The sequence below is a fragment of the Nocardia aegles genome (assembly GCF_052545135.1).
Window position 1 is genome coordinate 585,066 of the sequence record NZ_JBQWRI010000003.1, and the last position, 25,148, is coordinate 610,213.

The 25,148-nt window shown below is 69.0% G+C and carries 23 protein-coding genes; 11 read left to right on the plus strand and 12 right to left on the minus strand.

Annotation, left to right across the window (positions count from 1 at the left end):
• Positions 1-103 precede the first annotated feature (103 nt).
• From ygfZ to ACT89H_RS12565, 4 genes are all read left to right on the plus strand, one after another.
• Positions 104-1,219 (plus strand): CAF17-like 4Fe-4S cluster assembly/insertion protein YgfZ, encoded by a 1,116-nt coding sequence (ygfZ, locus tag ACT89H_RS12550; protein ID WP_445108727.1) that lies wholly within the window; start codon positions 104-106, stop codon positions 1,217-1,219.
• Positions 1,220-1,302: 83 nt separating this feature from the next.
• The gene (locus ACT89H_RS12555) at positions 1,303-2,031 is read left to right on the plus strand and encodes an MOSC domain-containing protein (RefSeq protein ID WP_445108728.1); all 729 of its coding nucleotides are present in this window, start codon (positions 1,303-1,305) and stop codon (positions 2,029-2,031) included.
• Entirely contained in the window at positions 2,028-2,981 is a 954-nt protein-coding gene (locus ACT89H_RS12560) for an asparaginase (RefSeq protein WP_445108729.1), read from the plus strand. Before ACT89H_RS12555 ends, ACT89H_RS12560 begins: the two co-directional genes overlap by 4 nt.
• Positions 2,982-3,156: 175 nt before the next feature.
• Positions 3,157-3,369 carry a DUF3073 domain-containing protein gene (locus ACT89H_RS12565; protein ID WP_039794982.1) on the plus strand — a complete coding sequence of 71 codons (213 nt, stop codon included), beginning with the start codon at positions 3,157-3,159 and terminating at the stop codon, positions 3,367-3,369.
• Positions 3,370-3,515: 146 nt separating this feature from the next.
• Here the strand turns inward: ACT89H_RS12565 and purM are convergent, their stop codons facing one another.
• Positions 3,516-4,592, minus strand: a complete 1,077-nt coding sequence (purM, locus tag ACT89H_RS12570; protein ID WP_445108730.1) for a phosphoribosylformylglycinamidine cyclo-ligase — start codon at positions 4,590-4,592, stop codon at positions 3,516-3,518.
• A gap of 236 nt (positions 4,593-4,828) precedes the next feature.
• A complete protein-coding gene (gene purF, locus ACT89H_RS12575) occupies positions 4,829-6,418 on the minus strand; it encodes an amidophosphoribosyltransferase (protein ID WP_445108731.1) in 1,590 nt (529 codons plus the stop codon).
• A gap of 205 nt (positions 6,419-6,623) precedes the next feature.
• Here purF and ACT89H_RS12580 point away from each other — a divergent pair, with 205 nt between their 5' ends.
• The 3 genes from ACT89H_RS12580 to ACT89H_RS12590 all read left to right on the plus strand — a co-directional run bounded on the left by ACT89H_RS12580 (position 6,624) and on the right by ACT89H_RS12590 (position 9,525).
• Complete coding sequence (locus tag ACT89H_RS12580; RefSeq protein ID WP_445108905.1) at positions 6,624-7,892, plus strand: YhgE/Pip domain-containing protein; 1,269 nt, start codon at positions 6,624-6,626, stop codon at positions 7,890-7,892.
• A 15-nt stretch (positions 7,893-7,907) separates the two neighbouring features.
• Positions 7,908-8,180 carry a hypothetical protein gene (locus ACT89H_RS12585; RefSeq protein ID WP_445108732.1) on the plus strand — a complete coding sequence of 91 codons (273 nt, stop codon included), beginning with the start codon at positions 7,908-7,910 and terminating at the stop codon, positions 8,178-8,180.
• Positions 8,181-8,586: 406 nt separating this feature from the next.
• Positions 8,587-9,525, plus strand: coding sequence for a TRADD-N-associated membrane domain-containing protein (locus tag ACT89H_RS12590; protein WP_445108733.1), 939 nt, complete (start codon positions 8,587-8,589; stop codon positions 9,523-9,525).
• A 324-nt stretch (positions 9,526-9,849) separates the two neighbouring features.
• On the opposite strand, the gene ACT89H_RS12595 is transcribed toward ACT89H_RS12590, so the two are convergent.
• The 3 genes from ACT89H_RS12595 to ACT89H_RS12605 all read right to left on the minus strand — a co-directional run bounded on the left by ACT89H_RS12595 (position 9,850) and on the right by ACT89H_RS12605 (position 12,919).
• The gene (locus ACT89H_RS12595) at positions 9,850-10,239 is read right to left on the minus strand and encodes a sterol carrier family protein (RefSeq protein WP_445108734.1); all 390 of its coding nucleotides are present in this window, start codon (positions 10,237-10,239) and stop codon (positions 9,850-9,852) included.
• Between the two features lie 257 nt (positions 10,240-10,496).
• On the minus strand, positions 10,497-11,153 hold the full coding sequence (locus ACT89H_RS12600) for a CPBP family intramembrane glutamic endopeptidase (RefSeq protein WP_445108735.1): 657 nt from the start codon (positions 11,151-11,153) through the stop codon (positions 10,497-10,499).
• Between the two features lie 32 nt (positions 11,154-11,185).
• Positions 11,186-12,919, minus strand: coding sequence for an alpha/beta hydrolase (locus ACT89H_RS12605; protein ID WP_445108736.1), 1,734 nt, complete (start codon positions 12,917-12,919; stop codon positions 11,186-11,188).
• Positions 12,920-13,107: 188 nt separating this feature from the next.
• Here ACT89H_RS12605 and ACT89H_RS12610 point away from each other — a divergent pair, with 188 nt between their 5' ends.
• Positions 13,108-13,257 carry a hypothetical protein gene (locus ACT89H_RS12610; protein ID WP_445108737.1) on the plus strand — a complete coding sequence of 50 codons (150 nt, stop codon included), beginning with the start codon at positions 13,108-13,110 and terminating at the stop codon, positions 13,255-13,257.
• A 61-nt stretch (positions 13,258-13,318) separates the two neighbouring features.
• Here the strand turns inward: ACT89H_RS12610 and purL are convergent, their stop codons facing one another.
• The gene (purL, locus tag ACT89H_RS12615; protein ID WP_445108738.1) at positions 13,319-15,613 is read right to left on the minus strand and encodes a phosphoribosylformylglycinamidine synthase subunit PurL; all 2,295 of its coding nucleotides are present in this window, start codon (positions 15,611-15,613) and stop codon (positions 13,319-13,321) included.
• Positions 15,614-15,782: 169 nt separating this feature from the next.
• Here purL and ACT89H_RS12620 point away from each other — a divergent pair, with 169 nt between their 5' ends.
• Positions 15,783-17,096, plus strand: coding sequence for a glycosyltransferase 87 family protein (locus ACT89H_RS12620; protein ID WP_445108739.1), 1,314 nt, complete (start codon positions 15,783-15,785; stop codon positions 17,094-17,096).
• Here the strand turns inward: ACT89H_RS12620 and ACT89H_RS12625 are convergent.
• The 4 genes from ACT89H_RS12625 to purS all read right to left on the minus strand — a co-directional run bounded on the left by ACT89H_RS12625 (position 17,045) and on the right by purS (position 20,526).
• Positions 17,045-18,343, minus strand: coding sequence for a M18 family aminopeptidase (locus tag ACT89H_RS12625; protein WP_445108740.1), 1,299 nt, complete (start codon positions 18,341-18,343; stop codon positions 17,045-17,047). The two genes, ACT89H_RS12620 and ACT89H_RS12625, sit on opposite strands and share 52 nt — an antisense overlap.
• Positions 18,344-18,571: 228 nt before the next feature.
• Positions 18,572-19,003: a MarR family winged helix-turn-helix transcriptional regulator gene (locus ACT89H_RS12630; RefSeq protein ID WP_445108741.1), complete on the minus strand. Its 432-nt coding sequence runs from the start codon at positions 19,001-19,003 to the stop codon at positions 18,572-18,574.
• Positions 19,004-19,615: 612 nt separating this feature from the next.
• Positions 19,616-20,293, minus strand: coding sequence for a phosphoribosylformylglycinamidine synthase subunit PurQ (gene purQ / locus ACT89H_RS12635; RefSeq protein WP_445108742.1), 678 nt, complete (start codon positions 20,291-20,293; stop codon positions 19,616-19,618).
• Complete coding sequence (gene purS / locus ACT89H_RS12640) at positions 20,290-20,526, minus strand: phosphoribosylformylglycinamidine synthase subunit PurS (protein ID WP_195078153.1); 237 nt, start codon at positions 20,524-20,526, stop codon at positions 20,290-20,292. Before purS ends, purQ begins: the two co-directional genes overlap by 4 nt.
• Before the next feature lie 132 nt (positions 20,527-20,658).
• Between purS and ACT89H_RS12645 the strand changes: the two genes are divergently transcribed.
• The gene (locus tag ACT89H_RS12645) at positions 20,659-21,303 is read left to right on the plus strand and encodes an MBL fold metallo-hydrolase (RefSeq protein ID WP_445108743.1); all 645 of its coding nucleotides are present in this window, start codon (positions 20,659-20,661) and stop codon (positions 21,301-21,303) included.
• 2 nt (positions 21,304-21,305) lie between these two features.
• Here ACT89H_RS12645 and ACT89H_RS12650 read toward each other — a convergent pair whose 3' ends face one another.
• Positions 21,306-22,661, minus strand: a complete 1,356-nt coding sequence (locus ACT89H_RS12650; RefSeq protein ID WP_445108744.1) for a dipeptidase — start codon at positions 22,659-22,661, stop codon at positions 21,306-21,308.
• Between the two features lie 181 nt (positions 22,662-22,842).
• Between ACT89H_RS12650 and gad the strand changes: the two genes are divergently transcribed.
• Complete coding sequence (gene gad / locus ACT89H_RS12655) at positions 22,843-24,234, plus strand: glutamate decarboxylase (RefSeq protein ID WP_445108745.1); 1,392 nt, start codon at positions 22,843-22,845, stop codon at positions 24,232-24,234.
• A gap of 121 nt (positions 24,235-24,355) precedes the next feature.
• On the opposite strand, the gene ACT89H_RS12660 is transcribed toward gad, so the two are convergent.
• Positions 24,356-25,057, minus strand: coding sequence for a DUF2334 domain-containing protein (locus tag ACT89H_RS12660; protein ID WP_445108746.1), 702 nt, complete (start codon positions 25,055-25,057; stop codon positions 24,356-24,358).
• Positions 25,058-25,148: the final 91 nt, after the last annotated feature.

The window sequence follows — 25,148 nt, forward strand, 5'->3', positions numbered from 1 at the left end:
GACGCCCGCCGTAATACTCGGGCAATGCCGATCGGCTATGCCGGTCGGCGGCGTCGTGGCCCGGTTCGCGCGGCACCTGGCGGGCCCGCCTAGAGTGGGAGAGGTGTCCGTGGTCGTTGCGCCCAGCCCCATCCTCAGTATCTCGGGAGCCGTCGCGGGAGCGGCGGGTTCGCCCGACGCCGCCGTCGCGTGGCACTACGGTGATCCGTTCGGTGAACAGCGTGCCGCGGCGCAACGCGCCGCGATCGTCGACCGGTCGCATCGCTTCGTCCTGAGCATCACCGGCGCGGAGCGACTCACCTGGTTGCACACCATCTCCAGCCAGCATGTCGCCGCTCTCGGCGACGGGCAGACCGCCGAGAACCTCGATCTGGATCTGAACGGCCGGATCCAGCATCACTTCGTGCTCACCGACCTGGACGGCACCGTCTGGATCGATACCGAGGCCGAGCGCGGACCCGATCTGTTGGCATTCCTGCAGAAGATGGTGTTCTGGGCCGATGCCAAACCGGTCGATGCCGCCGACCGTGCGGTGCTGAGTCTGCTCGGCCCCGGAGTGGCCGGCCTCACCGAGACGCTCGGCATCGCCGCCCTTCCCGGCGTGTACGAGGCCGCGCCGCTGCCCGGCGGCGGATTCCTGCGCCGGATGCCGTGGCCGACGGCCGACTCCTTCGACTTGGTCGTCCCGCGCGAGCAGCTGACCGTGCTGTGGGACCGGCTCACCGCGGCGGGCGCGGTCCCCGCCGGAATGTGGGCGTTCGAGGCGTTGCGTGTCGCGGACGTCCGCCCGCGGATCGGACTGGACACCGACGAGCGGACCATCCCGCATGAGGCCCGCTGGATCGGCGGCGTCGCCGAACACGGAGCCGTCCATCTGGACAAGGGCTGCTACCGCGGGCAGGAGACCGTGGCCAGGGTGCACAATCTCGGCAAGCCGCCGCGGCACCTCGTGCTGCTGCACCTGGACGGCTCGGCGGACGAGCGCCCCGCCACGGGCGACGACGTCACCGCGGGCGGCCGCGCGGTCGGCCGACTCGGCACGGTCGTCGACCACTACGAGCTCGGCCCGATCGCCCTCGCGCTGGTCAAGCGCGCGGTTCCGGCCGACACCGCGCTGGTCGCGGGCTCGGTCGCGGCGTCCATCGATCCCGATTCGCTGCCCGCCGAGGACGAGCCGCAGCCGGGCCGTGTAGCGGTCGACCGGCTGCGCGGGCGCTGACCTGTTGACGAGCCACCGCCCGGCGTGGAACTTTTTTCAGCTGACACATTCCACCCCCTTGCTCAGCGCCGAGCTGCCCTGCCATGACGAGAGGAGTGCTGCCCATGCGCGTCGGTGATTCCGGCGAGGTCCTCGCGACGTGCGTCGTGCATGCCGATCTCGAGGTGCCGGGACGGCTCGGCCGCACCGCCATCGACAAGCGGCCGGTGGCGGGCCGGGTCGCGGTGCGCGCCCTCGGCTTGGAGGGCGACCACGTGTGCGACACCAAGCATCACGGCGGCGTGCACCAGGCCGTCTACGCCTATGCCGACGAGGACGCCCGCCGCTGGGGCACCGAGCTCGGCAGGCAACTGCCCGCGGGATGGTTCGGCGAAAATTTGCGCGTACGTGGCCTTCCGGTCAGCGACTCGGTGATCGGCGCACGCTGGTCGGTCGGCGACACGTTGCTGGAGGTGAGCGCTCCGCGCGTGCCGTGCGCAACATTCCAGCACTGGAGCGGCGAGCAGCAGTGGGTGAAACGGTTCGCCCTGCGCAGCGATACCGGCGCCTACCTGCGGGTGGTCACCGAGGGCACGATCGGAGCGGGCGACCGGATCTCGGTGGTGCACGTGCCGGAGCACGGGATCACCGTCCGCGACCTGTTCACCGGCGCCGATCTCGACCTGCTGGCGATCCTCGTCGCCGACGAGCCCACCATTTCCGACGACGTGCGCATGCAGGTGGAACGGCACACCCGCAGACATGGCAACGCCGCCGCGCAGCGACACGCGGCGACGAGCGCGGACGACATCGGCACGGGAGCGAAATCGTGAGTGTGGAACTGGTCGAAGTCGTCCGCTCGGGCTTCCGCGAATGCGTGCACCGCGGCTCGGTGGTGGTGCTCGACGCCGGGGGCGAGCCGACCCTGGAACTCGGCGAGGTGCACCTGCCGATCTTCCCGCGCTCGACGAACAAGCCGATGCAAGCCATCACGCTCCTGCGCAATGGTTTCCAGCCGCTCGACGACGCGGAGCTGGCCATCGCGACCGCATCGCACTATGGCGAACCCGACCATATCGCGCTGGTGCGCAGGCTGCTGGACCGGTTCGGCCTGCCCGACACGTCCCTGGCCTGCCCGGCCGATCTGCCGTACGACGAGCGCGCCCGCACCACGCTGCTGTCCGGCGGAGGGCTACCCCACCCCATCTACATGAATTGTTCGGGCAAGCATGCGGCGATGCTCGCGACTTGCGCGATCAACGGCTGGCCCACCGAGGGCTACCAGGACCGGACGCATCCGCTACAGCGCGCGGTGATCGCGACGGTGGCCGACCTGACCGGCGAGCCGGAAGCCGATCTGGGCATCGACGGCTGCGGATTGCCGATCATCCCGGTTTCGCTGGTCAACCTGGCGCGGGTGTTCGCCACCATGGCGACGGCCGAGCCCGGCACCCCGCAACGCCGCGTCGCCGACGCGGTACGCGCGCATCCGCGAGTGATTTCCGGCACGAACGCGCCCGATCTGCTGACCATGCGGGCCACCCCCGGACTGGTGTGCAAGATCGGCGCGGACGGCGTGCACGCGGGCGCGCTGCCGGACGGATCGGCTTTCGCGTACAAGATCGAAGACGGCCACGATCGCGCGCGAATGCCGCTGACGCTGGCGATTCTGCACCGAATGGGCATCGAGTGGACCGATGCGCACGCGGAGCTGGCCGCCCCCGCGGTGCTCGGCGGGGGTATCCGAGTCGGTGTGATTCGTGCTATACCCGGGGTCGTCTAGGTATTCCGCAGCAGGGCGACAAGCGGGCAAACGGCACCAGTTCCGGAGTTCTTCACCCACTCCTGGAAGCGAGACCGCCGGACACACGCTAAAGTGTCTGTCAGGAAGAGTATTAATTCGAACGGGGCCGCCACCAAACCCCAGGCCGCCCCGCTGTGACGCGAGGGGGTCAGCCATGGGCCGTGGCCGGGCTAAGGCAAAGCAGACCAAGGTCGCACGCGAGCTGAAGTACAGCTCGCCCACGACTGACTTCGCGAGCCTTCAGCGCGAGCTTTCGGGAAGCCCCAACTCCCAGCGGAGTGGTGGTGTGCTGTCCGATGAGCACGACGCGGACGACTCCTTGTCCCGCTGGGATGAGGACGACGACTACGACGACTGGCGCCGCTGACTCGGATTTACGTCTGAAGGGGGAGGCCGACGGGCCTCCCCCTTCGAGCGTGTCGCGGGTCGACGTCTCTGGCGCCGAAAAGGCTTGCAACACACCAGAGTCCCGCATCGAACCAGGTGCGGGACTCTGACGTGTCTTCGGGCGGATCAGAACCGCGGATGCTCACCGACCAGGACAGCGCGCACGGCGTCGGCGTCCTTGGCCTTCTTGACCGTGCCCAGCGTCCAGCACTCGATATGCCGCGCGGTCAGCACCGCCAGCGCCCGGTCCACGTCCTCCGGAGCGACGACGGCGACCATGCCGACGCCCATGTTGAACGTCTTCTCCATCTCGGGCCGCTCCACCCGCCCGCGCTGGGCGATCATCTTGAATACCGGCGCCGGGTTCCAGGTGCCGCGATCCAGCTCCGCCACGATGCCCGCGGGCAGCACCCGGGACAGGTTGGCCGCCAGTCCGCCGCCGGTGACATGGGCGAAGGTGCGCACGTCGGTCTCGGCGATCAGCGCGAGGCAGTCCTTGGCGTAGATCCTGGTCGGCTCGAGCAGTTCTTCACCCAAGGTGCGGCCGAATTCCTCGACGTGGCCGGTGAGCGACATACGGTCGATCTCGAGCAGCACTTTGCGGGCCAAGCTGTAGCCGTTGGAGTGCAGTCCGGAGGAGCCCATGGCGATCACCACGTCGCCGGGACGGACCCGGTCCGGCCCGAGCACCGCGTCGGCTTCCACCACGCCGACGCCGGTGGCGGACAGGTCGTAGTCGTCCGGATCCATCAGCCCGGGATGCTCGGCGGTCTCGCCGCCGAGCAGCGCGCACCCGGCCCGCACACAGCCCTCGGCGATGCCGGAGACGAGTTCGGCGACTTTCTCCGGGACGACCTTGCCGATGGCGATGTAGTCCTGGAGGAACAGCGGCTCCGCGCCGCAGACCACGAGATCGTCCACCACCATCGCGACCAGGTCGAGGCCGACGGTGTCGTGTTTGTCCATCGCCTGCGCCACCGCGATCTTGGTGCCGACACCGTCGGTGGAGGCCGCGAGCAAAGGTTCCCGGTAGCCGCCCTTGAGCGCGAACAGCCCGGCGAAGCCGCCGAGGCCGCCTTGCACCTCGGGCCGGGTCGCCTTCTTCGCCAATGGCCCGAACAACTCGACTGCGCGGTCACCTGCCTCGATGTCCACGCCTGCCGCGGCGTACGAAGCACCACCACTGGGGGTCTGTTCAGTCATTTTCGGGGAAAGCTCCAAACCGAATCGGCGGATAGATGCCTGCTCACGCTACCGGAGCCGGATAACGACCCCGCACCGGTGTTGGCTCACCCTCTTGACAATAGGGCAGAGCGAACCGTATGGCGGACGATCAGTCCGTCTCGGACCCCGCGGCCCGTACTCTGCGTTGGCGTTACCGCATCGGATCCGGTACCAGCACTGCGGCGATCAGACGAGTGATCGCTGACGCTCCACGTTCACGGACGGCTCAGCGCGCTCGCATTCGCGTTCTCGCCCAGCAGCGCGGCCTCGGTATGGCCGGTGAGCATGCCCTCGAGCACGTTCTTTCCGATCGCGGCTTCGGTGGGCAGCGGGATCGGGTAGTCGCCGTCGAAGCACGCGGCGCACAGCCGCGAGCGCGGCTGTTCGGTCGCGGCGATCATGCCGTCGAGCGAGATGTAGCCGAGGGAGTCGGCGCCGATCGACCGGCGCACGCCCTCGACCATGTCCGCGGCGTCGCCCTCGGTGCCCGCGCCGTTGGCGATCAACTCCGCCCGCGAGGCGAAGTCGATGCCGTAGAAGCAGGGCCACTTCACCGGCGGCGAGGCGATCCGCACGTGGATCTCCACCGCGCCCGCCTCACGCAGCATCCGGATCAGTGCGCGCTGGGTGTTGCCGCGCACGATCGAGTCGTCCACGACGATCAGGCGCTTGCCGCGGATGACCTCGCGCAGCGGATTGAGCTTCAGCCGGATGCCGAGTTGCCGGATGGTCTGGCTGGGCTGGATGAAGGTGCGCCCGACGTAGGCGTTCTTCATCAGGCCCTGGCCGTAGGGCACGCCCGACCCCTGTGCGTAGCCGACGGCAGCCGGGGTACCGGATTCGGGGACCGGAATCACCAGGTCGGCGTCGACCGGGTGCTCCTTCGCCAGGCGACGGCCGATCTCCACCCGGGTGGCGTGCACCGACCGGCCCGCGATGGTGCTGTCCGGCCGGGCCAGGTACACGTACTCGAAGACGCACCCCTTGGGCTCGGGGTTGGCGAAGCGCATCGAGCGCACGCCGTCGGCGTCGATCGCCAGCAATTCGCCGGGTTCGATCTCGCGGACGAAGGCAGCGCCGACGATGTCCAGCGCGGCGGTCTCACTGGCAACGACCCAGCCACGCTCGAGCCGGCCCAGGCACAGCGGGCGTACGCCGTGCGGGTCGCGCGCGGCGTAGAGGGTGTGCTCGTCCATGAAGGTCAGGCAGAACGCGCCCCGCAAGGTGGGCAGCAGTTCCATCGCGGCCTGCTCGATGCTGGAGTCGGCGGCGGCGTGCGCGAGCAGCGCGGTGACCACGTCGGAGTCGGAGGTCGCCGGAGCCGGCTGCTGGCGCCCGCCGCGGACGGAGGCGAGCAGGCCCAGTTCGCGTGCGCGGCCCGCCAAGTCGGCGGTGTTGACCAGATTGCCGTTGTGCCCCAAGGCAAGTCCGGAGCCCACCGCGGTGGTGCGGAAGATGGGCTGGGCGTTCTCCCAGGTCACGCCGCCCGTGGTGGAGTAGCGACAGTGACCGACGGCGATGTGCCCCGGCATGGCCGCCAGCGTCTGCTCGTCGAACACCTGGCTGACCAGGCCGAGATCCTTGAACACCAGGATCTGCGAGCCGTCCGACACCGCGATGCCCGCGGCCTCCTGTCCACGGTGTTGCAGAGCATAAAGCCCGTAATACGTGAGTTTCGCCACTTCTTCGCTCGGCGCCCAGACTCCGAAAACTCCGCACTCCTCGCGCGGCTCGTTCTCGTCGACATCCGGGGCGGGACACGAGGTGGCGGAAATGCTCTGGACCGGCAGGTCGGCGTTGGTCACCGTTTGCTCCCTGTTCGGGCGGGCTGGGGGCAGACTTCATTCTACGGATGCCGCGGCGGTGTTCGCGCACGACCGCCGCATCCGGGCAGCAATTGGAGGTGACCGAAGCGGGGCCACCGCGGCGCCGCCGACTGTTACGGTGCGGACCGTGACGACTACGGACGACGCGGGCACGGCGGGACCGGCGCGCAGGCCATGGCCGCGGATGGTGCTGTTGCCCGTCGCGGTGCTGAGCCTGCTCACCGCCCTGCTGGGCATCATGTACCTCGACTATGTCGTCGACCCGGAGGAGAACCTGCACGACTTCCCGATCGCCCTGGTGAACCAGGATGTCGGCGACACCATAGGCAGCGGGAGCACCCAGCAGAAGGTCGATTTCGGCGACCAGATCACCCGGGCGCTGGCCGACGGGGTGCCGTCGGACAAAGTCGACCTGCGTGTGCTCAGCATCAACGAGTCCGAGCGGCAGATGCAGTCCGGGCAGGTCTACGGCGCGATCGTCATCCCGAGCGATTTCAGCAAGCGTCTCGGCAACCTCGGTGTGGGCAGTGTCATACCCGGTGACATCCCGCGCCCGATCATCACGGTGCAGACCAACCCGCGCACCGGTGCGTTCGGCACCCAGATCGTGCTGCGGGTCGGCAACGAGGCGCTGACCGAGGTGAACAAGCAGGTCGGCAAGCAGTTGCTCGACCAGGTGAACGCGCAGCTCGCCCCACGTCCCGGCGGTCCACCCGCGCCCGAGCTGACCGGCGCGACCAGGCTGGCGCTGGCGTCGCCGATCGAGGTGGTGCAGCAGCAGTACCACCCGCTGCCGCACGGTAGCGGCCAGGGTCTGACCGCGTTCTTCTACGCGTTGTTGCTGCTGCTGGCCGGTGTGGTCGGCGCGATGGTCATCCACACCATGATCGACGCGCAGCTCGGGTTCGTGCCCACCGAGTACGGCCCGTGGTACGTGCACTACCCGCCCACGCCGATCTCGCGGTTCAAGACACTGCTGATCAAATGGGGCGTGTTCGTGCTGGCGGCGAACATCGTCGCCGCGGTGTTCCTGATCGTGGGGGAACTGCTGGACATGCCGATCGGCAATCCGCTCGCCCTGTACCTCTACAGCGCGCTCGCCATGATCGCCGTCGGCGTGACCGGGCTGTCCATGCTGGCGGCGATCGGCTCCGCGGGCCTGCTGGTGAACCTCATCCTGTTCGTCATCCTCGGCCTGCCATCCTCCGGTGGCACCGTGCCGATCGAGGCGACGCCGCGGTACTTCGGGTGGCTGGCTTCCTTCGAACCCATGCACCAGGTTTTCCTCGGTGTGCGATCGATCCTGTACTTCGACGCGAATTTCGAAGCGGGGCTCACCCGAGGCGTGTGGATGGCGGTCCTCGGGCTCGCCATCGGGTTGGTCTTCGGCGCGTCGGTCACCCGCTTCTACGACCGCAAGGGGTTGGAGCGCCGCAACATCGTCCGGGCGTGAATCGTTCGCGGAAGGATGGCGAGGCGACTTCGTGGTTCGAGCGCGCTGGCAGGCCGGTCGACGACGTCGCCGCGCCGCACGCGAGCTTCGCACTGCGGCAATGATTACGGGCGCGTCCTGAGACTGTCGCGCGGAGCCGCCACGAAGCACCTGCGCCAGCTCACCGACGACTACGGCGAGCAGTGGGGCGTACTCATCGATGCCGACGAGTTCGCCGTCAGCATCGACCCGAACTTCAACGCCGTCGATGCGCAAGACCACGCCGAAGCACAGCGGCTGTTCGAGTGAATCCGCCGTGATGGACATCGTGTCCGCCATGCCGCTGCTGTCGTCCGCGAAGGGCGCGGTGATGGACGCTGTTTCGGCATGGCGGGGAAAGACGCGCTGACATCGCACCCGACACATCGGACAACGACCCACTCGACGATCACCGGGGGAGGTCGGGCTCTGGCAAGCATGGGATTGGTCAGGGTTCGGTCATTCGTTGCAGGTGTTCACGGGTGGTTTGGACGTCGCCGAGGGCGCGGTGCCCGCCTCCGTTGGGCAGCCAGCCCGAGTAGCGGGCGTAGTCGGAGCGGGGGACCATGACATCCAACGATGCTGCGCCGACCGATCCGCCCCGCGATGCTCGGTTTTGCGGCAAGTATTTGCTGGAGGTGTAGGCTATGCCTCACGCGATGCGCAGGGGGATCTGATGCCGAATCGACCAGTGGCCGTGCCGGATTCGGTGCTGGCTGCGCTGCGGGAGGTCAACACCTTCGGTGAATTGTGGGCCTGCTATCGGGCCGTTCTGGCCTACAACCACCTGAAGCCCAGTGATGTCATCAAACGCAGCGGCGTGGACGAGAATCTGGTCCGCAACGTTTTCCACGACCATCTCGTCAAAACTGACCACTACATCCCCATCCGGACATTCACGGTTCTGCTCGATGCGATCGGGATCACCGATACCGAGCCTTGGACCGGGGCCTACGCCGCGATCGAATCAACAGGTCCGGGAACGAGTCCCGGGCGGCAATTCTCTCCACAGCAGGTTTTCATCGCCGGTGAGAACGCACACGTCAACGTCTCCTACAGCCAGCAGCCAGCTGGTCCCGGCATCGGCATTCCCGACGACGCAGCCGCGCGCGGCGAGCTGCAGGCCCGCTACTACTTCCGATTCCTGGGCCAGTCGCTGACCCAGGCGACGGTGACGTTCGTCCTGAGCATGCTCGTCGCGACGGCAGGAATGGCGATTGTGCTGGTCGGGGCGAGCCTCGCAGTTATCCATGCGAACGAGCACGCCTCGACGGTAATCCCGGTTCTTACCAGCGTCGCGGGGCTGGCAGTCACCACCTGCGGTGGTGCGATGGCGGTCCAGGCGAACAAAGCGCGGGCGCACGCGACCGAGCAGGCGGAGAATGTCCGGCGGGACATGAACTCCGATCAGGCGTTCGACCGGGCGACCACGTTGATCAGCAAGGTGAACGACCCGATTCTGCGTGATCGCTTGTTCGCGATCACCTCGGTGAACGAGCTCGGGCTGAGCCCGAACCCGATCGACCTGGCTCAGCACCTGGCCCCGGGAACGCAGTCCCTGCCCACCGAGAGTCCGAGCAGCGAGCAACTGGAATCCGGTAACGGCGACAGCTGATCGGCTCCTCTCGGGGGTAGGTACGGAATCGCCCGATCCGGCGCTACGGACTTACCGCAGATAATGACACTCCTTTGCGGGGTGGTCCCGGGTGTCTTCTGGCGTGATCCACGTTCTGCGGCTCGAAGCCGGCATCCCGGTCGTGAGGAACGTCGATCTCGACCGGCCCAACGTCTGCGACCACCGTTTCCGACCGAGTTTCGTTGCGCGCCCGACGCTGGGCCGGTACGTCGCCTCCGGCTGGCCAGTTTGTCGGCGACAAACGCGTGGACGTGGACATCGAGCAGATCCACCAGCTGCCGATCGTCATCGCCCAGCTTGCTCTCAGTCGACTCGGACGATCGGCAGCCAGTGGGCGATCTCGGCCGCGCGCGTGCCGGATGCGCTCACCGCGCCGGAGTCGAGTGCGTCGTGGAACGCGAGCAGTCCCGTGGCCAGCAGCAGCCAGGTACGCGGATCGGTCTCCACTACGTTCGGTGGCGTGCCCCTGGTGTGCCGTGGGCCCTCGACGCACTGCACCGCGACGAACGGGGGCACCCGGACCTCGACGGAATGCCCGGGCGCGGAGGCCGCCAGCGAGCGTGCCGTGGTCCGCACCGCCGTCGCGAGTTCGGCGCGAGCGGGCGCGTCGGCCGACTCGTCGCGCAACCACTCGCTCACCACCGCCACCGCTGCCCGCGTCTGCGCGGGGTCGACCGTGCCTCGTCCTGCCACCTGCCCGACCCTACTTCCCGTTCCGCTCGCCTCACGCGGTCGGTCGTGCCCTACGGCACGAACTCGCGGCCGCGACCAACGGGGGGAACGGACAACCGAGCACCCGCGAATCGCACCGCACCGGCGAACTCCGAGCATGCGGTGATGTTGTGTCGGGCCCGAACGCCGGCGTGATCACCCTCAGCCGTTGTCCCGCGAGGAGGTCGACTCGACGGTGTCCGTGCGGCACGGCGGCGGTCCGGTGCCGGTCGCGACCGTCAGCGGGATCGCGGTATGCCCGAAGTCAGGTCGACTCGCGCCACCCGGGACTCGCGCGCGGAACCCTCGACGCAGCGGGCCAGGCGCGCAGCGATCGCACCGCCCGCGTTCACGGCAAGGTGCAGCAGCGCCGGAGCGGCGATGCCTGTGGTACGGCGGCGCAGCCAACCGAACACGAGCCCGCCGGCCGCGGTCACGGCCACGGTGACGGCAACGCTCTCATCCGCGGCCCGCGCGGGAGCGATGTGCCAGAGCCCGAAGGTGGTCGCGCCGAGCAATGCACCCGTTCGCGACCGGAAGACGCTGTCCAGCAGGGGATCCAGCGTGCCGCGGAACACGAGTTCCTCGCTGTAGACGGTCCCGATGGGGATATGTAGGGCCGCCCACTCCGTCGTCGACACATCGGGGCCACGGTCGACGTGTTCGGCCAGTTGCCTGCGCAGCGACGGAATGGCAAGGGCCGCGCCATAACCGCCGACGACGACCGAGGCGGCGAGCAGCCCACAGCGCACGCCACTCATCGACCACCGGCCCGGTTCGGCGCGCAGCGCGAGCGCGTAGGCGGTGGCGAAACCCGCAGTGGCGGTGGTTCGCCCGCGAATGCCGAGACCGAGGCGGGGCAGGACCGCGTTGCTCCAGATCAACGGAACGGCCACGGCCGCAATGGTTCGCCCGGCCCGCTGCGGGCTCATTTGGTCTTCCGCTCGAATTCCTCCGCGGCCTCGACTTCGGCCCGGATCCGCTCGGAACGCTCGGCGGTCCAGTCCGGCGGCGCGGCGATGGCGGCCCAGCCGTCCAGGACCAGGCTGCCGTAGCGGTGTCCGTGCCCGTCGGTGACGCCCTGCGCGTTGGTCAGGTCGGCGGCCACCTGCCAGAACGTGACGAACGGCCACCAGCGCATCTGAGCGGAGACGTCCGAGCCGCGCGGCTCGGACAGCCAATCCGGCCGCGAGAAGATCAGGTCGGCCGACCACCAGACGATGGGGTCGGACGCGTGTTGCAGATACGCGATGCGCGGCGGCCGCCATTCCGACGAAGGCCGCGCCAGGTCGGCGCTGTCGGAGGCGAACCGGACCACCAGCCCGTCCGCGTACAGCGGCTGGACCTCACGAGAGCCGGGATCCCGGCGGGCGACGAACTGCTGCCAGAGCCGGTTGGAATTGGGCGGGCCGACCCACAGCGCACCGTCGACCTTGGCCCGCAGATCGGCCAGACCGTCGAACGCCGCCTCGGACCCCTGCGAGCCGAGACTCTCCCCGTACACCAGCAGTTTGGGTCGGACCTCCGGCGGCCGCGCGGTCCAATGCCGATACACCGCGTCGAACAAGTCCTTGCCCGCGGCGGTGGCCTTGCCACGGTCGGCCAGGAACGACAGCACACTGGGCAGATACGAGTACTGGGTGGCGACGATCGCCGTGTCGCCGTCGTACATGTACTCGATCGCCCCCGCCGCCAGCGAGTTCACCCATCCGGTCCCCGTGGTGGTGACCACCACGAGCGCCTTCCGGTCGAATGCCCCGGTTCGCTCCAGCTCGGACACCGCCAGCTCGGCCGGTTCCTGGCCCTCTTCCACCGACTCGATACCGACGTAGGCGCGGATCGGTTCCTTGGCCGGACGGCCGGTGACCGAGGTGATGTGACTCGCCGTTGGTCCGTGCGAGACGAACCAGCGCCCCTCGAACCCGAGGGTTTCCCATCTGGCCAGCGAGACCGGACTGCCGGAGCGCTCCGGTTGCTGCGGCTGCACCGCGTCGACCGAGGTGTGGTCGTTGCGCACACTGAACGCCGAGTTGGCCGCCGCGAAGAACGCCTGCGTGGCGACACCGTTGAAAATCGTCACCGCCAGCACCACCAGCACCAGGAACCCGGCGGCCGGAGCGAGTTCGCGCGGCACCTTCACCCAGCGGTTGAGCAGGCGGGCCAGGAACAGGATGATCTCGCGCACCGTCCGGTAGATCGCGACCGCCACCGCGCCGACCGCCAAGCTGAGCAGACCGGTGCGCAGATAGGCGGGCGTGGTGGTGCCCTCCATGCCCATCAACGCCGTGATCTCCCGCTGCCAGCGCGCCGACTGCACCAGCATCAGCGCGGCGCTCAGCGCGGCGGTGAACAGCACGGCGGACTTGATCGCGTAGCGCGCCCACGTCGGCGGCGGCGAGATCTTCAGCCGCGGCCGCACCCACAGCCGGAACAGCCACTCCAGCAAACAGCCGGCACCGTAGCCGATGGCGGCATTGATTCCGCTGATCAACCCCTGGAACAGCCAGTCGCGCGGCAGCAGCGACGGCGTCACCGACAGCGCGAAGAATACTGTCGCCACCACCAGGCCGACGTAGTTGAGGTCGATGATGTCCTCGACGCGCCGGATCACCGCGACCGCGCGCGTACGCAGCTTACGCATGGTCCCGGCGGTCTCCAGCATGCAGACCAGTATGGCGGTCGGCACCGACGGTTCGGTGCGTCGCCCACCGTCACGCGGACACGCACGACGCGGATCGCACCGCCCGCGGCCCCGTAATCGAACGCTTCACGCGAATGGCAACTACCCATTCCGCTCGAGTAGTTGTACACGGGCGCACAGGTCGCGCCGACCGGAAACTTTTGTTCCGGATGTCCATGCTCTTCCTGGTCACGAGCACCTTCACGCCGGCGAAGGTGGTGCGCGACCAGCACGAGGCGGCGACCGTGCACGGTCGCATCGATCAGGCGTGGATGGAGCAGCTGCTCTGCGAGCACGATCCGTTCCATTCCGCCGCCTGAATACGCGCACCTGGGCGGGCCCGGTAACGAGGGGTCCAGGCTCACCCAGGTGGGCGTTTCGTCAGACGGTTCCCGCGCCGAACAGCCTCGGCAGCGTGCCTTCGTGCGCGGCCCGCAGCTCCTGCATGGTGATCGAGAACTGGCCCTGGACCTCGACCGAATCCGAGCCCTGGTCGACCACGCCGATGCGCACCCACGGCAGTTGGCGCGCGGTGCACATACGAGTGAACCTGGTCTCCTCCGAGCGGGGAACGGCGACCAGCACGCGGCCCGCCGACTCGGAGAACAGCGTGACGAACGGGTCCGCGTCTTCGGGAAGCAGAATGCGGCAACCGGTCTCACCGGCGAGCGCCGCTTCGACGACGGCCTGGGCGAGACCGCCCTCGGACAGGTCGTGCGCGGCGCTGATCATGCCGTCGCGCGAACCGGCGGTCAGCACCTCGGCGAGCAGCTGCTCACGGGCGAAGTCGACCTTCGGCGGGACGCCGCCGAGATGGTCGTGCACCACCTGCGACCAGATCGACCCGCCGAACTCGTCGCGGGTCTCACCGAGCAGGATCAGCGTCTCGCCCGGCTCCAGGCCGATTCCGGTCGGGATGCGACGGTGCACGTCGTCGATCACGCCGAGCACGCCGACCACCGGGGTCGGCAGGATCGCGGTCTGGCCGGTCTGGTTGTAGAAGCTGACGTTTCCACCGGTGACCGGGATGCCGAGCGCCACGCAGCCGTCGGCCAGGCCGTGCACCGCCTGCTGGAACTGCCACATCACCCCGGGATCCTCCGGTGAACCGAAGTTCAGGCAGTTGGTGACCGCCTTCGGCGTCGCACCGGTGCTGGCCACGTTGCGGTAGGCCTCGGCGAGCGCGAGCTGCGCACCGGCGTAGGGGTCCAGCTTGGTGTAGCGGCCGGACGCGTCGGTGGCCAGCGCGATGCCGCGGCCGGTCTGCTCGTCGATCCGGATGACGCCGGCGTCGGCCTGATCGGCGAGCACGGTGTTGCCACGCACGTAGCGGTCGTACTGCTCGGTGATCCACTTGCGGCTGCACAGCTGCGGGCTGGAGATCATCCGCAGCAAGGTGGCACGCAATTCGTCGGCGGTCTTCGGCCGGGCGAGCCGGTCCGGGGTGTCGGCGATCAGCGCGTCCTGCTCGTCGGGGCGCGCGACCGGGCGCTCGTAGACCGGGCCCTCGTGGGCTACGGTGCGCGGCGGCACGTCGACCACGGTCTCGCCGTGCCAGGTGACCACCAGCCGGTCACCGTCGGTGACCTCGCCGATCACCGTGGCCAGCACGTCCCACTTGCGGCACACGGCCATGAACGCGTCCACGTTCTCGGGGGCGACGACCGCGCACATGCGCTCCTGCGATTCGCTGGAGAGCACCTCGGCGGGCGTCATGCCGGCCGCGCGCAGCGGCACCCGATCCAGCTCGATGTGCATGCCGCCGTCGCCGGCCGCCGCGAGTTCGGAAGTGGCGCAGGACAATCCGGCGCCGCCGAGGTCCTGGATGCCGACTACCAGCTTCGCCGCGTACAGCTCGAGACAGCACTCGATGAGCACCTTCTCGGTGAACGGGTCACCCACCTGCACGGAGGGCAGCTTCTTGCGGCCGGAGCCGGATTCGTCGCCGGAGAAGGTGTCCGAGGCCAGCACCGAGACGCCGCCGATACCGTCCAGGCCGGTGCGCGCGCCGAACAGCACGATCTTGTTGCCGGTGCCGGAAGCGAAGGCCAGATGCAGGTCCTCGACCCGCATGACGCCGGCGCACAGCGCGTTTACCAGCGGGTTGCCCTGGTAGGAGGCGTCGAACACGGTCTCGCCGCCGACGTTCGGCAGGCCGAGCGAGTTGCCGTACCCGCCGACGCCACGCACCACGCCGTCCACCACGCGACGGGTGTCGGCCGCGTCCGCCGCGCCGAAGCGCAGCTGGTCCATCACCGCGATCGGGCGCGCGCCCATCGCCATGATGTCGCGCACGATGCCGCCGACGCCGGTGGCCGCGCCCTGGTACGGCTCCACGTAGGAGGGATGATTGTGGCTTTCCACCTTGAAGGTGACCGCCCAGCCGTCGCCGACGTCGACGACGCCCGCGTTCTCGCCGATGCCCGCGAGCATGGACTCACGCATCTCATCGGTGGTGGTCTGACCGAAGTAGCGCAGGTGCACCTTCGAGGACTTGTAGGAGCAGTGTTCGCTCCACATCACCGAGTACATCGCCAGCTCGGCGTCGGTCGGCCTGCGACCGAGGATCTCCTTGATGCGGGCGTACTCGTCGTCTTTGAGGCCGAGTTCTTTGTATGGTTGCGGGACGTCGGGGTTTGCTGCGGCTGCGCTGACGGTGTCGACCTGCGGAGTCACGGAGTACCAGGGTCCTTTCGGCCGGGCAGGGGGTCGGCAAGCCGGCGGAGCCGGCGGGGTGGGCGCGCTCAGCGAAGCGACGAGCGTTGTCACTGGGCGGCGGCGAGATGCCTAGGTGTAAGTCTAGAGGCACTGGGTAGGGACCCTACGCACCGGCTAGTCTGAGCCGGTGAACGAAGGATCGGGGGTCGCGAATCCGGGTGAGAGATCGGTCACCTCGAACCCCGCGCCGACCCGCGGCGACGGATCGGGCACCGCACCCGGTGAGGCGTTGCCGAACCCGAGGGCGCCGCAAGTACGCTGGCTGATTGCTGCGATCGCGTTGTTCGCGGTGTCGGCACTCGTCTCACTGCTGGCGCACTGGTGGCACAGCTACATCGACCTCCAGGTGTATCGCAACGGCGCCCGGGTCTGGCTGGACGGCGGCGACCTGTACGGCCCGATGCCGCCGGTCGAGGGAATCGGACTGCCGTTCACCTATCCGCCCTTGGCCGCGTTGTTCTTCGCGCCGCTGGCCCTGATGCCGCTGGTCGTCGCCGAGGTGGTGGTGGTCGCCACCAACATAGTCAGCCTTGGGATTTCGCTGTGGCTGGTGCTGGCTCGCCTGCGGCCGGAACTGTCCCGCCCGACCCTGGTCACGCTGGTCATCGGCGCGATCGCGGTGGCGCAGTTCTTCGAACCCATCCGCCAGACCTTCGGTTTCGGCCAGATCAATCTGGTGCTGATGGCCGCGATCACCCTGGACTGCCTGGTACGCAAGCCGTTCTGGCCGCGCGGCATGCTGGTCGGCATCGCGGTGTCGGTGAAACTGATCCCGGCCGGTTATCTGTTGTTCTTCGTGCTGCGCAAGGACTGGAAAGCCGCTGCCACGCTGGTGGTTTCCGCGATCGCGGCGGTGGGTCTCGGATTCCTGCTGTTCCCCGGCGATTCCGTGGACTACTGGTTCCACACCCTCGCCGACACCGGCCGGATCGGACCTCCTTACTTCGCGGGCAACCAGTCCATCAAAGGCATGGCATTCCGCCTGGGCATCGACGACACGGCGGCCACGCTGGTGTGGATCACGCTGTCGGTGTCGGCGATCGCGCTGGCCGCGGTGTGGATGCGCAGGCTGATCGAGGCGGGCGCCACCGTGGCGGCGCTGCTGGTGAACGCCGCCGCGGTGCTGCTGGTCTCACCGGTGTCCTGGTCGCATCACTGGGTGTGGATCGCGCCGGCGCTGGTCGTCACCGCCGACCTCATGGTGCGCGGCGCGCGCGGCCCTCGGGCGATCGGTGTGGTCACGATCGCCGCCGGGTTGTTCCTGATCGGCCCGCACTGGCTACTGCCGCACTCGCACGACCGCGAGCTGGAGTGGACCTGGTGGCAGCAGATCATCGGAAGCAATTACGTGCTGGTCACTTTCGCCGTGCTCATCGTCGCGGTGTGCACTTACCGCCCGGTGGTCTCCGGTGTGAGGAAGGCGGCCAGCGCGGCGGCGTAGGCCGGAACGTCGAACGCGCCCATCAGCTCTCGCGCCGAATGCATCGCCAGCTGCGGCGCGCCGACGTCGACGGTCGGCATGCCGGTGCGCGCCGCGGTCATCGGCCCGATGGTGGAGCCACAGGGCAGGTCGGCGCGATGTACGTAGCGCTGCAACCCGACCGCGGCTTGCGCGCAGGCCAGCGCGAACGCGCCCGCGCCGGTGGCGTCGGTGGCGTAGCGCAGGTTCTGGTTGACCTTCAGCACCGGCCCGCCGTTCACCTCGATCCGGTGCGCGGGCTCGTGCCGCTCCGGATAATTCGGGTGCGTCGCGTGCGCCATATCGCCGGACGCGCACACCGAACCGGACAGCGCGGCCAGGTAATCGGCGCGGCCGCCGCCGCGCGCGAGCACGATGCGTTCCAGCACCGCGGGCAGCAGATCGGACTGCGCGCCGCGGTCGGACTGACTGCCGACCTCCTCATGGTCGAACATGGCCAGCACCGGGATGGCCGCGCCGGGCTCCGCGATCGCGGCGAGGAACGCCTGCAAGCCCGCGAAACAGGTGCCCTGATTGTCCAGACGCGGGGCGCTGACCAAATCCTGGTCCCGCCCGATCAGCCTGCTCGGCGTCAGGTCGTGGGTCATCAGCTCCCAGCCGAGCACGTCGCCGGGATCGACCTCGACCCAGTCGGCCACGAAATCGAGGAAAGCCGCCGCCTCGTACCCCGCGCCCCACACCGCGTTGACGTGCCGCTGTGGATCCAGCGTGACACCCCTGCGGTCCTCGGACAGGTGGATGGCCAGCTGCGGCACCCGCAGGATCGGCTCGTCGATGCGAACGAGGTGCTCGCGCACCGTGTTTCCGTCCCGGACGCTCAGCCGCCCGGAGATGCCGAGTTCGCGATCCAGCCACGAGTTCAGCCACGCACCGCCGTAGGGCTCGAGCCCGACCAGTTGCCAGCCCGCCGAGGTCAGGTCGGGATGCTGCTTGACGCGCAGGTTGGGACTGTCGGTGTGCGCTCCGACCACGCGGAACGTGGTCGCGCCCGCGGCGTCGCCCGCCGCCCAGGCGACCAGCGACCCACCGCGTACCACGTAATGCCTGCCCGGACTGTCCGCGGGCCAGGGCTGTGACTCGGCGAGCCGGGTGAACCCCCGCGCGTCCAGCTCCGCGGCGACCGTGCGGCAGACATGGAACGGCGACGGGGACGCATCGATGAACGCGCACAGCCCGGCGGCGGTGGCTGCGGTGGTGGAGACGGGCATGCCTGCGATCCTAGGCAAGCGGGTCGGTACCGGCGTGTTCCGGTCGCTGCGCACGCGTGGCGAATACGTCGAAACGGGGTGGACCATGCCGTTTTCGCGGCACCGAGATCTGGCAACCAGGCGGCCGTCGATTCATCTCGGAACATGACGGCGAGAATGGCCTGGCGTCCGATCACGAATAGAACCTCGGCGGAATTCATCGGACGAATGTCCGGTACGCGAGAGTATTTACGCCGATGCGACGGAAACCAAGTCGAGCAATCGCATGAGTTCGGTATATCGGCGCGCGCCGATTCGCCCGCGCAACTCCTGCTCGACGCGCGCCTCCTCCGCGCGCACCTCGGCGACCACGTCGGCGCCGAGCCTGCTGAGACCGATCAGGATACGGCGGCGATCATCCTGCGCGGCGAGCCGGAAGATCAGGCCGCGCTCGGCCAGATAGTCGGCGTGCCTGGTGGCCGAGGAGGGCGCCAGCTGCGATTTGGCGGCCAGCTCGGTCATCGTGATGCCCGCGTCGCCACACAGGTTCGACAGCATCGACCACTGATCCGGCGAGAGCTGCCTGGCGCACAGCGCCGCGTCCAAATGCCGTACCCAGCCGCGCTCCGCGGCACGCAGGGCACCATGCAGCGTCGAATTTCCGCTCACAATCGACGTCATTATTTCCTGCCTGCCGTGAATTCCGCTCGAACGAGTCGAAGAGTACCGAATGTCGACCTCGAGCGAGAGCCCCAACGGCACGATCGCGGTCCTGAACATAGTTCCACGGCAGGGACCCTGCGGTACCATCGATGCGGCGATATCGCTCGCGGTCGGCGAAATCAACGGGCGCGGAAATTCTGGGACGGAAATTCGTACTACGGATATCGACGGAGGACGTCCGCCACACGAGGTGGCCGCCGAGGTCTCCGCCCTGCCGGCCACCGGCACCGCGCCGGTCCGCCGAGGCGCCGCGCGAAAACCTGTCCGATCCGGCCGCGATCGTGCTGGAACGGTATGTGCCGCTGGGGATACGCGACTCGGACTTCCTCGCGTATCCGGCTGGACCTGGCCGACGCGGTTGGTGATCCCGATGGTCGGCGCCGATGTCGCACGCTCCAACCGGCAGTACGCGGCCAGTGGCCGCGCCGTGAGCCAATTGCGCCTACCTGGAAACCCGTGCGGAATCCGAGGTTTCCGGCGATTCACACGGCTACGTGGCCCGCGCGAACGGCGTCGACTTCGGGATCGTCGACCGGATCAGCCGCGACGACGCCGCAGGCGCGCGGCCGGTCACACGCCTACCAGGGTGTCCAGCACCGAGAGGAAAAGGCCGAGCCCGTCGTCGCTGGGACCGGTGAGCGGCTCGGTGGCGTGTTCCGGGTGCGGCATCAGGCCGACGACGCGACCGTTGGCCGAGGCGATGCCCGCGATACCCCGCTGCGAACCGTTCGGGTTGTCGCCCGCGTAGCGGAAGACCACCCGGCCCTCGCCTTCGAGCTGGTCCAGCACGGCCTCCGACGCCTGGTAGCGACCCTCGCCGGATTTGAGCGGGACGAGGATCTGAGCGCCAGGCTCGAAGCGGGAGGTCCACGCGGTCGACACCGACTCCACGGTGAGCCACTCGTCGCGGCAGATGAAGTGCAGCCCCTGGTTGCGGGTCAGCGCGCCGGGCAGCAGCCCGGCCTCGCACAGCACCTGGAATCCGTTGCAGATGCCCAGCACAGGAAGCCCGGAGCTCGCCGCGCGCACGACCTCGCCCATCACCGGAGCGAAACGGGCGATGGCGCCGGCGCGCAGGTAGTCGCCATAGGAGAAGCCGCCGGGCACGATCACCGCGTCGACGCCCTTCAGGTCGGCGTCGGCATGCCACAGATCGACCGCTTCGGCACCGGCCAGGCGCACCGCCCTGGCCGCGTCGATGTCGTCGAGCGTGCCGGGGAACGTGATCACCCCGATGCGGGCGGTCATGAGACGCGAACCACCTTCCACTCCTCGATCACCGTGTTGCACAACAGCGATTCGGCGATCTGCTCGAGCGCCGCGTCGTCGACGCTGTCGTCGACGTCGAGTTCGAATCGCTTGCCCTGCCGCACGTCCGAGATGCCCTCGAATCCCAGGCGCGGGAGTGCGCCGACGATGGCCTGCCCCTGCGGATCCAGGATCTCGGCCTTCGGCATCACCTCGACCACGACTCGTGCCACGCGTTGCTCCTCATGTGGTTGGGGGGTTACCTCAGCAGCGTAGTTGTGCTGGTCGCGTGCGTCATCCGCGGGGGTCCGCCGAGAGCGCGGCGCTGTCGTGGAGAACACACCGGACGCCGATAGCATGACGGCATGCGCATAGCCCACTTCGGCCATTCCTGCCTCCTCGTCGAGCTGCACGGCAAGAAGATCCTGTTCGATCCGGGCACCTTCTCGCACGGCTTCGAGGGCCTCACCGGCCTGGACGCGATCGCGGTCACCCATCAGCATCCCGATCACATCGACCCGAACCGGATCGAGGCGCTGATCGAGGCGAATCCCGGCGCACGGTTGCTGTCGGACCCGCAGACCGCCGGGCAGCGCGGGGAACCGTGGGAGGCGGTGCACGCGGGCAACGTGCTGACCCTCGGCGATCTGCGGATCACCGGCGGCGGGGGCAGGCACGCCGTCATCCATCCGGAAATTCCGGTGATCGACAACACCGTCTTCCAGCTGGGCACCGCCGACGACCCGGCGCAGCTCGTCCACCCCGGTGATTCGCTGTGGGTGCCGCCGGTACCGGTCGGCGTGCTCGCCGCTCCGGCCGCCGCGCCCTGGATGCGAGTCAGCGAAGCCGTCGATTATCTGCGCGCGGTCGCTCCGCGTGTCGCGCTGCCCATCCACTACGGCATCATCCGGGAGGAGGCCCACGGCATCTATTTCGGCAGGCTGTCGGAAATGGCCCCGGCCGCAACCGAATTCCGCGTGCTCGCACCGGAGAACGACACCGAGCTCTAGCGCTACCCCCGGTAGGTGGCGAGGAATATCGCCTCGGCCAGCGCCATGTGTTCGATCTCCTTCGGATCGACGCTCTCGTTGGGCGCGTGGATCAATGATTTCGGCTCCTCGACACCCATCAGCATGATCTCCGCGTCCGGGTAGGTGGTGGCGAAGACATTGCACAGCGGAATCGAGCCGCCCTGCCCCTGGGTGGTCGCCGGGCGGCCATAGGACACGGCGAGCGCCGCTTCCATCGCGGCGCGCGCGGGCCCGCCGGTCGGGGACCGGAACGGCGCTGCGGTGCCCTCCAGTTCGACGGTCAGCCGCGCGCGCCACGGTGTGTGCGCCTCGAGGTGCGCGACGAGCGCCTGGTACGCGTCCTCCGGGTCGGTGCCCGGCGGGATGCGCAGGTTCAGGCGGGCGCGTGCGACGGCCGGGATCGCCGCGGCGGATCCGACCACCGGTGGCGCGTCGATGCCGAGCACCGTCAGCGCCGGTCGCGCCCAGAGCAGGTCGGCGACGGTGCCGTCCCCGATGAGTTCGACGTCGCGCAGCACGCGCGCGTCGGCGTGGAACTGCTCGCTCGGATACTGGACGCCCGGCCAGACCTGATCGTTCGGCAACCCGTCGATAGTGGTGTTTCCCCGCTCGTCGCGCAGCGAGGCCAGCACCCGGATCAGCGCGGCCAGCGCGTCGGGGGCGGGGCCGCCGAACATGCCGGAATGCAGAGGGCTGGCGAGGGTTTCGACGGTGACCACCACGTTGACGCCGCCGCGCAACGTCTGGGTGAGGGTCGGCACCCCGGCGGCGAAGTTGCCGCAGTCGCCGACCACGATCGCGTCCGCGCGCAGCAGTTCGGGATTGGCCTCGACGAAGCGCTCCAGCCCGCCGGTGCTCTGCTCTTCGGAACCTTCCGCGACAACGATGACGCCGAGCGGCAGATCCGGACCGAGCGCGCGCAACGCCGTCAGATGCATGACGATGTTGCCCTTGCAGTCGGCGCTGCCGCGTCCGTACCAGCGCCCGTCGCGCTCGGTCAGTTCCCACGGCGGGGTGCGCCATGCCGCCTCGTCCATCGCGGGCTGAACGTCGTAGTGACAGTAGAGCAACACCGTGGGCGCGCCGTCGGGCGCGGGCCGGGACGCGACGACCGCCTGGGTGCCGTCCGGTGTTTCGTGCAGGCCGACCGTGGTCAGTCCGGCGGCGACGAACGCGTCGGCCACCCACTGCGCCGCCATGTCGCACTGCTCCATCGGATACTGTCGCGGATCGGCTACCGACTGAAACGAAACAAGCTGCGCCAGATCGGTTTTCGCCCGTTCCATCAACCCGGCCACGGCACCGCGCAATTCCGCCACCCGCACATCCTCCGCCATTCCCCCACCCTATCCCCGTGCCTCGGGCGGAGTTCGCACCGCGAGCCGGGTGTCCGCGCGGGAAGGGCGAAGTGCGTCCGCTGCCGAAAACGGTGTGCCAAGCTGAGCGTCGAGGGTGTCGGCGAACTGCCGGCATGCTCAGGGGCACGCCCGCACACCGTCGAATCGGGAGGCCGTTGTCATGTCCGAAGCAGCCGATGACCTGTTCGCCCTGCCGGGGCTCAGCCGGTCCGCGCCGCGCGCCGGATTTCCAGCGCACGAGATGTTCCCGCAGGTCGCCTACGAAATCGTGCACGACGAACTGATGCTCGACGGCGTCTCCAGGATGAACCTGGCCACGTTCTGCACCACCTGGGTGGACGACCAGGCACGCAGGCTGATGTCCGAATGCCTGGACAAGAACATCGTCGACAAGGACGAGTACCCGCAGACCGCCGAATTGGAGCGCCGGGCCGTCCGGATGGTCGCCGATCTGTGGCACGCGCCGGACCCGGCCGCCACGCACGGCACCTCGACCATCGGGTCCAGCGAGGCGGCCATGCTCGGCGGTTTGGCGGCGAAATTCCGCTGGCGCAAGCGTGGCGGCACGGGAACGCCCAATTTCGTCTGTGGGCCGGTCCAGGTGTGCTGGGAAAAATTCGCGCGCTATTTCGATGTCGAGATCCGGCAGATTCCGCTGCGCGGCGACCGGCTCACCATGCACCCCGACGACCTCGCGCAGTACTGCGACGCGAACACCATGATGGTCGTGGCCACGTTCGGCCAGACCTATACCGGCCTGTTCGAGGACGTCACCGGGATCAGCGCGGCGCTCGACGCGTTGCAGCGGGAGAAAGGCCTGGACATCCCCATCCATGTCGACGCGGCCAGCGGCGGCTTCCTGGCCCCGTTCACCGCGCCGGATCTGCGCTGGGATTTCCAGCTGCCCAGGGTGAAGTCGATCAACGCCTCCGGCCACAAGACCGGGTTGGCCCCGCTGGGCGCGGGCTGGGCGATCTGGCGCGAAGCCGGCGACCTCCCCGAGGAGTTGATCTTCGACGTCGACTACCTCGGCGGCAGCATGGCCACCTTCAACTTGAACTTCTCCCGGCCCGGCGGGCAGGCCATCACGCAGTACTACCAGTTCATTCGACTGGGGCGCACCGGCTACGCGCGAGTGCAGTCCGCGATCTACCGCGCGGCGCAGCACTTGGCCGCCGGAGTGCGCGGGCTCGGCGTCTTCGAGTTGATCCACGACGGCGACCCGCAGCGCGGGATCACGGCGGTGTGCTGGCGGCTGACCGGCGATCCCGGCTTCAATCTCTACGACCTGTCCGACCGGCTGCGCTCCCGAGGCTGGCTGATCGCCGCCTACCCGCTGCCCGCAGGACGGGACGACGAGACGATCATGCGCGCGGTGCTGCGCCACGGCTTCACCATCGACATGGCCGATCTACTGCTCGCCGATCTCGAGCGCTGTATGCGTCAGCTGCGGCAGCGGCCGTTCGCGACCTCGCTCACGCGCGACGAGGCGGGCGGCTTCACCCACGACGCCGCGCCCGCCGTAGCGGAGACGACGATCGCCGCGTCCTGAGCAAGGACAGCGCCGCCGCCCGGCTACGCCATTCGCGGGCGGCGGCGCCGATCGGGAGCGCGAGAGCGGTCCCGACCGGCCGCGGGCGACGGCGCCGACCCTCCGTCGCCCACGGCGTCGGTCATGCGGCCCGAGCCGCCTCGAAGGGGTCCCACCGGTAGGTAGCGCCCACCGCGTTGTGGAAGAGCGCGAGGTCGACGGCGTCGAGCATGGCTTGGCGCGGGCCGGACCGCCCCAGCTGGGCGGCGGACACGGCAAGGCGCAGCAGGCCGCCGCGACGTGCGGTACGCGCGGCGCCCATGACCAGGGCGCGGCACCACCACGGTTCCGCGCGGAAACCTTCGCCGATGCCGTACACCCTGGCCTTCTGCGCCGAATTGCGCTCCAGGTCGATGATCGAGGTGAGGCCGAGCGCGAGCCGGAAACCGGCCTCGGGCAGCGCCTCCAGCGCCCCCGCCGAGGCATCCCAGCGCGGGGCCGCGAACAGCCGGGTGCGCAGGTCGGCCTGTTCCAGCACTCGGTCCGCGGCGGTCAGCCGCAGCCGCGCCTCGTGTCGGGGCAGCGTGGCGAACTCGGCGCGCCTGCGCTTGGTGGCCGCCTGGTCGTAGCCGTGCAACACGATCGCGTCGCCGCGGGCCCGCCTGCCGCGCAGCCAAGCCTGCGTCGCCGGGTCGTCGAGCAACCGGTATTTGCCCTTCAGCCGCGGCGCGACCAGCAGCGAGAGCGGCACGCCGCGCCGATCCATCTCTTCGGCGAATTCGATCGCCGTGTCCCGGGTGGTGTCCTTGATCCCGGAAATCGAGACGATCAGCTCAGCGTTCATGGTCCCACGGTGCCAGCCGCACGTGTCCGCGATGTGCAGCATGTATGACCAGGTGGCGAACACTCCGCCACGCCTGTGTCGAGTGCCCGCC

Bases quoted from the DNA above. Each gene is read 5' to 3' on its own strand.
- purM (WP_445108730.1), bottom strand. From the start codon at position 4,592: ATGACTGAACAGACCCCCAGTGGTGGTGCTTCGTACGCCGCGGCAGGC.
- ACT89H_RS12625 (WP_445108740.1), bottom strand. From the start codon at position 18,343: ATGCCCGTCTCCACCACCGCAGCCACCGCCGCCGGGCTGTGCGCGTTC.
- ACT89H_RS12590 (WP_445108733.1), top strand. From the start codon at position 8,587: ATGCCGAATCGACCAGTGGCCGTGCCGGATTCGGTGCTGGCTGCGCTG.
- ACT89H_RS12645 (WP_445108743.1), top strand. From the start codon at position 20,659: ATGCGCATAGCCCACTTCGGCCATTCCTGCCTCCTCGTCGAGCTGCAC.
- ACT89H_RS12605 (WP_445108736.1), bottom strand. From the start codon at position 12,919: ATGCTGGAGACCGCCGGGACCATGCGTAAGCTGCGTACGCGCGCGGTC.
- ACT89H_RS12555 (WP_445108728.1), top strand. From the start codon at position 1,303: ATGACGAGAGGAGTGCTGCCCATGCGCGTCGGTGATTCCGGCGAGGTC.
- ACT89H_RS12565 (WP_039794982.1), top strand. From the start codon at position 3,157: ATGGGCCGTGGCCGGGCTAAGGCAAAGCAGACCAAGGTCGCACGCGAG.
- ACT89H_RS12585 (WP_445108732.1), top strand. From the start codon at position 7,908: ATGGCGAGGCGACTTCGTGGTTCGAGCGCGCTGGCAGGCCGGTCGACG.
- ACT89H_RS12580 (WP_445108905.1), top strand. From the start codon at position 6,624: ATGGTGCTGTTGCCCGTCGCGGTGCTGAGCCTGCTCACCGCCCTGCTG.
- ACT89H_RS12660 (WP_445108746.1), bottom strand. From the start codon at position 25,057: ATGAACGCTGAGCTGATCGTCTCGATTTCCGGGATCAAGGACACCACC.
- ACT89H_RS12610 (WP_445108737.1), top strand. From the start codon at position 13,108: ATGTCCATGCTCTTCCTGGTCACGAGCACCTTCACGCCGGCGAAGGTG.
- ACT89H_RS12630 (WP_445108741.1), bottom strand. From the start codon at position 19,003: ATGACGTCGATTGTGAGCGGAAATTCGACGCTGCATGGTGCCCTGCGT.
- purQ (WP_445108742.1), bottom strand. From the start codon at position 20,293: ATGACCGCCCGCATCGGGGTGATCACGTTCCCCGGCACGCTCGACGAC.
- gad (WP_445108745.1), top strand. From the start codon at position 22,843: ATGTCCGAAGCAGCCGATGACCTGTTCGCCCTGCCGGGGCTCAGCCGG.
- ACT89H_RS12650 (WP_445108744.1), bottom strand. From the start codon at position 22,661: ATGGCGGAGGATGTGCGGGTGGCGGAATTGCGCGGTGCCGTGGCCGGG.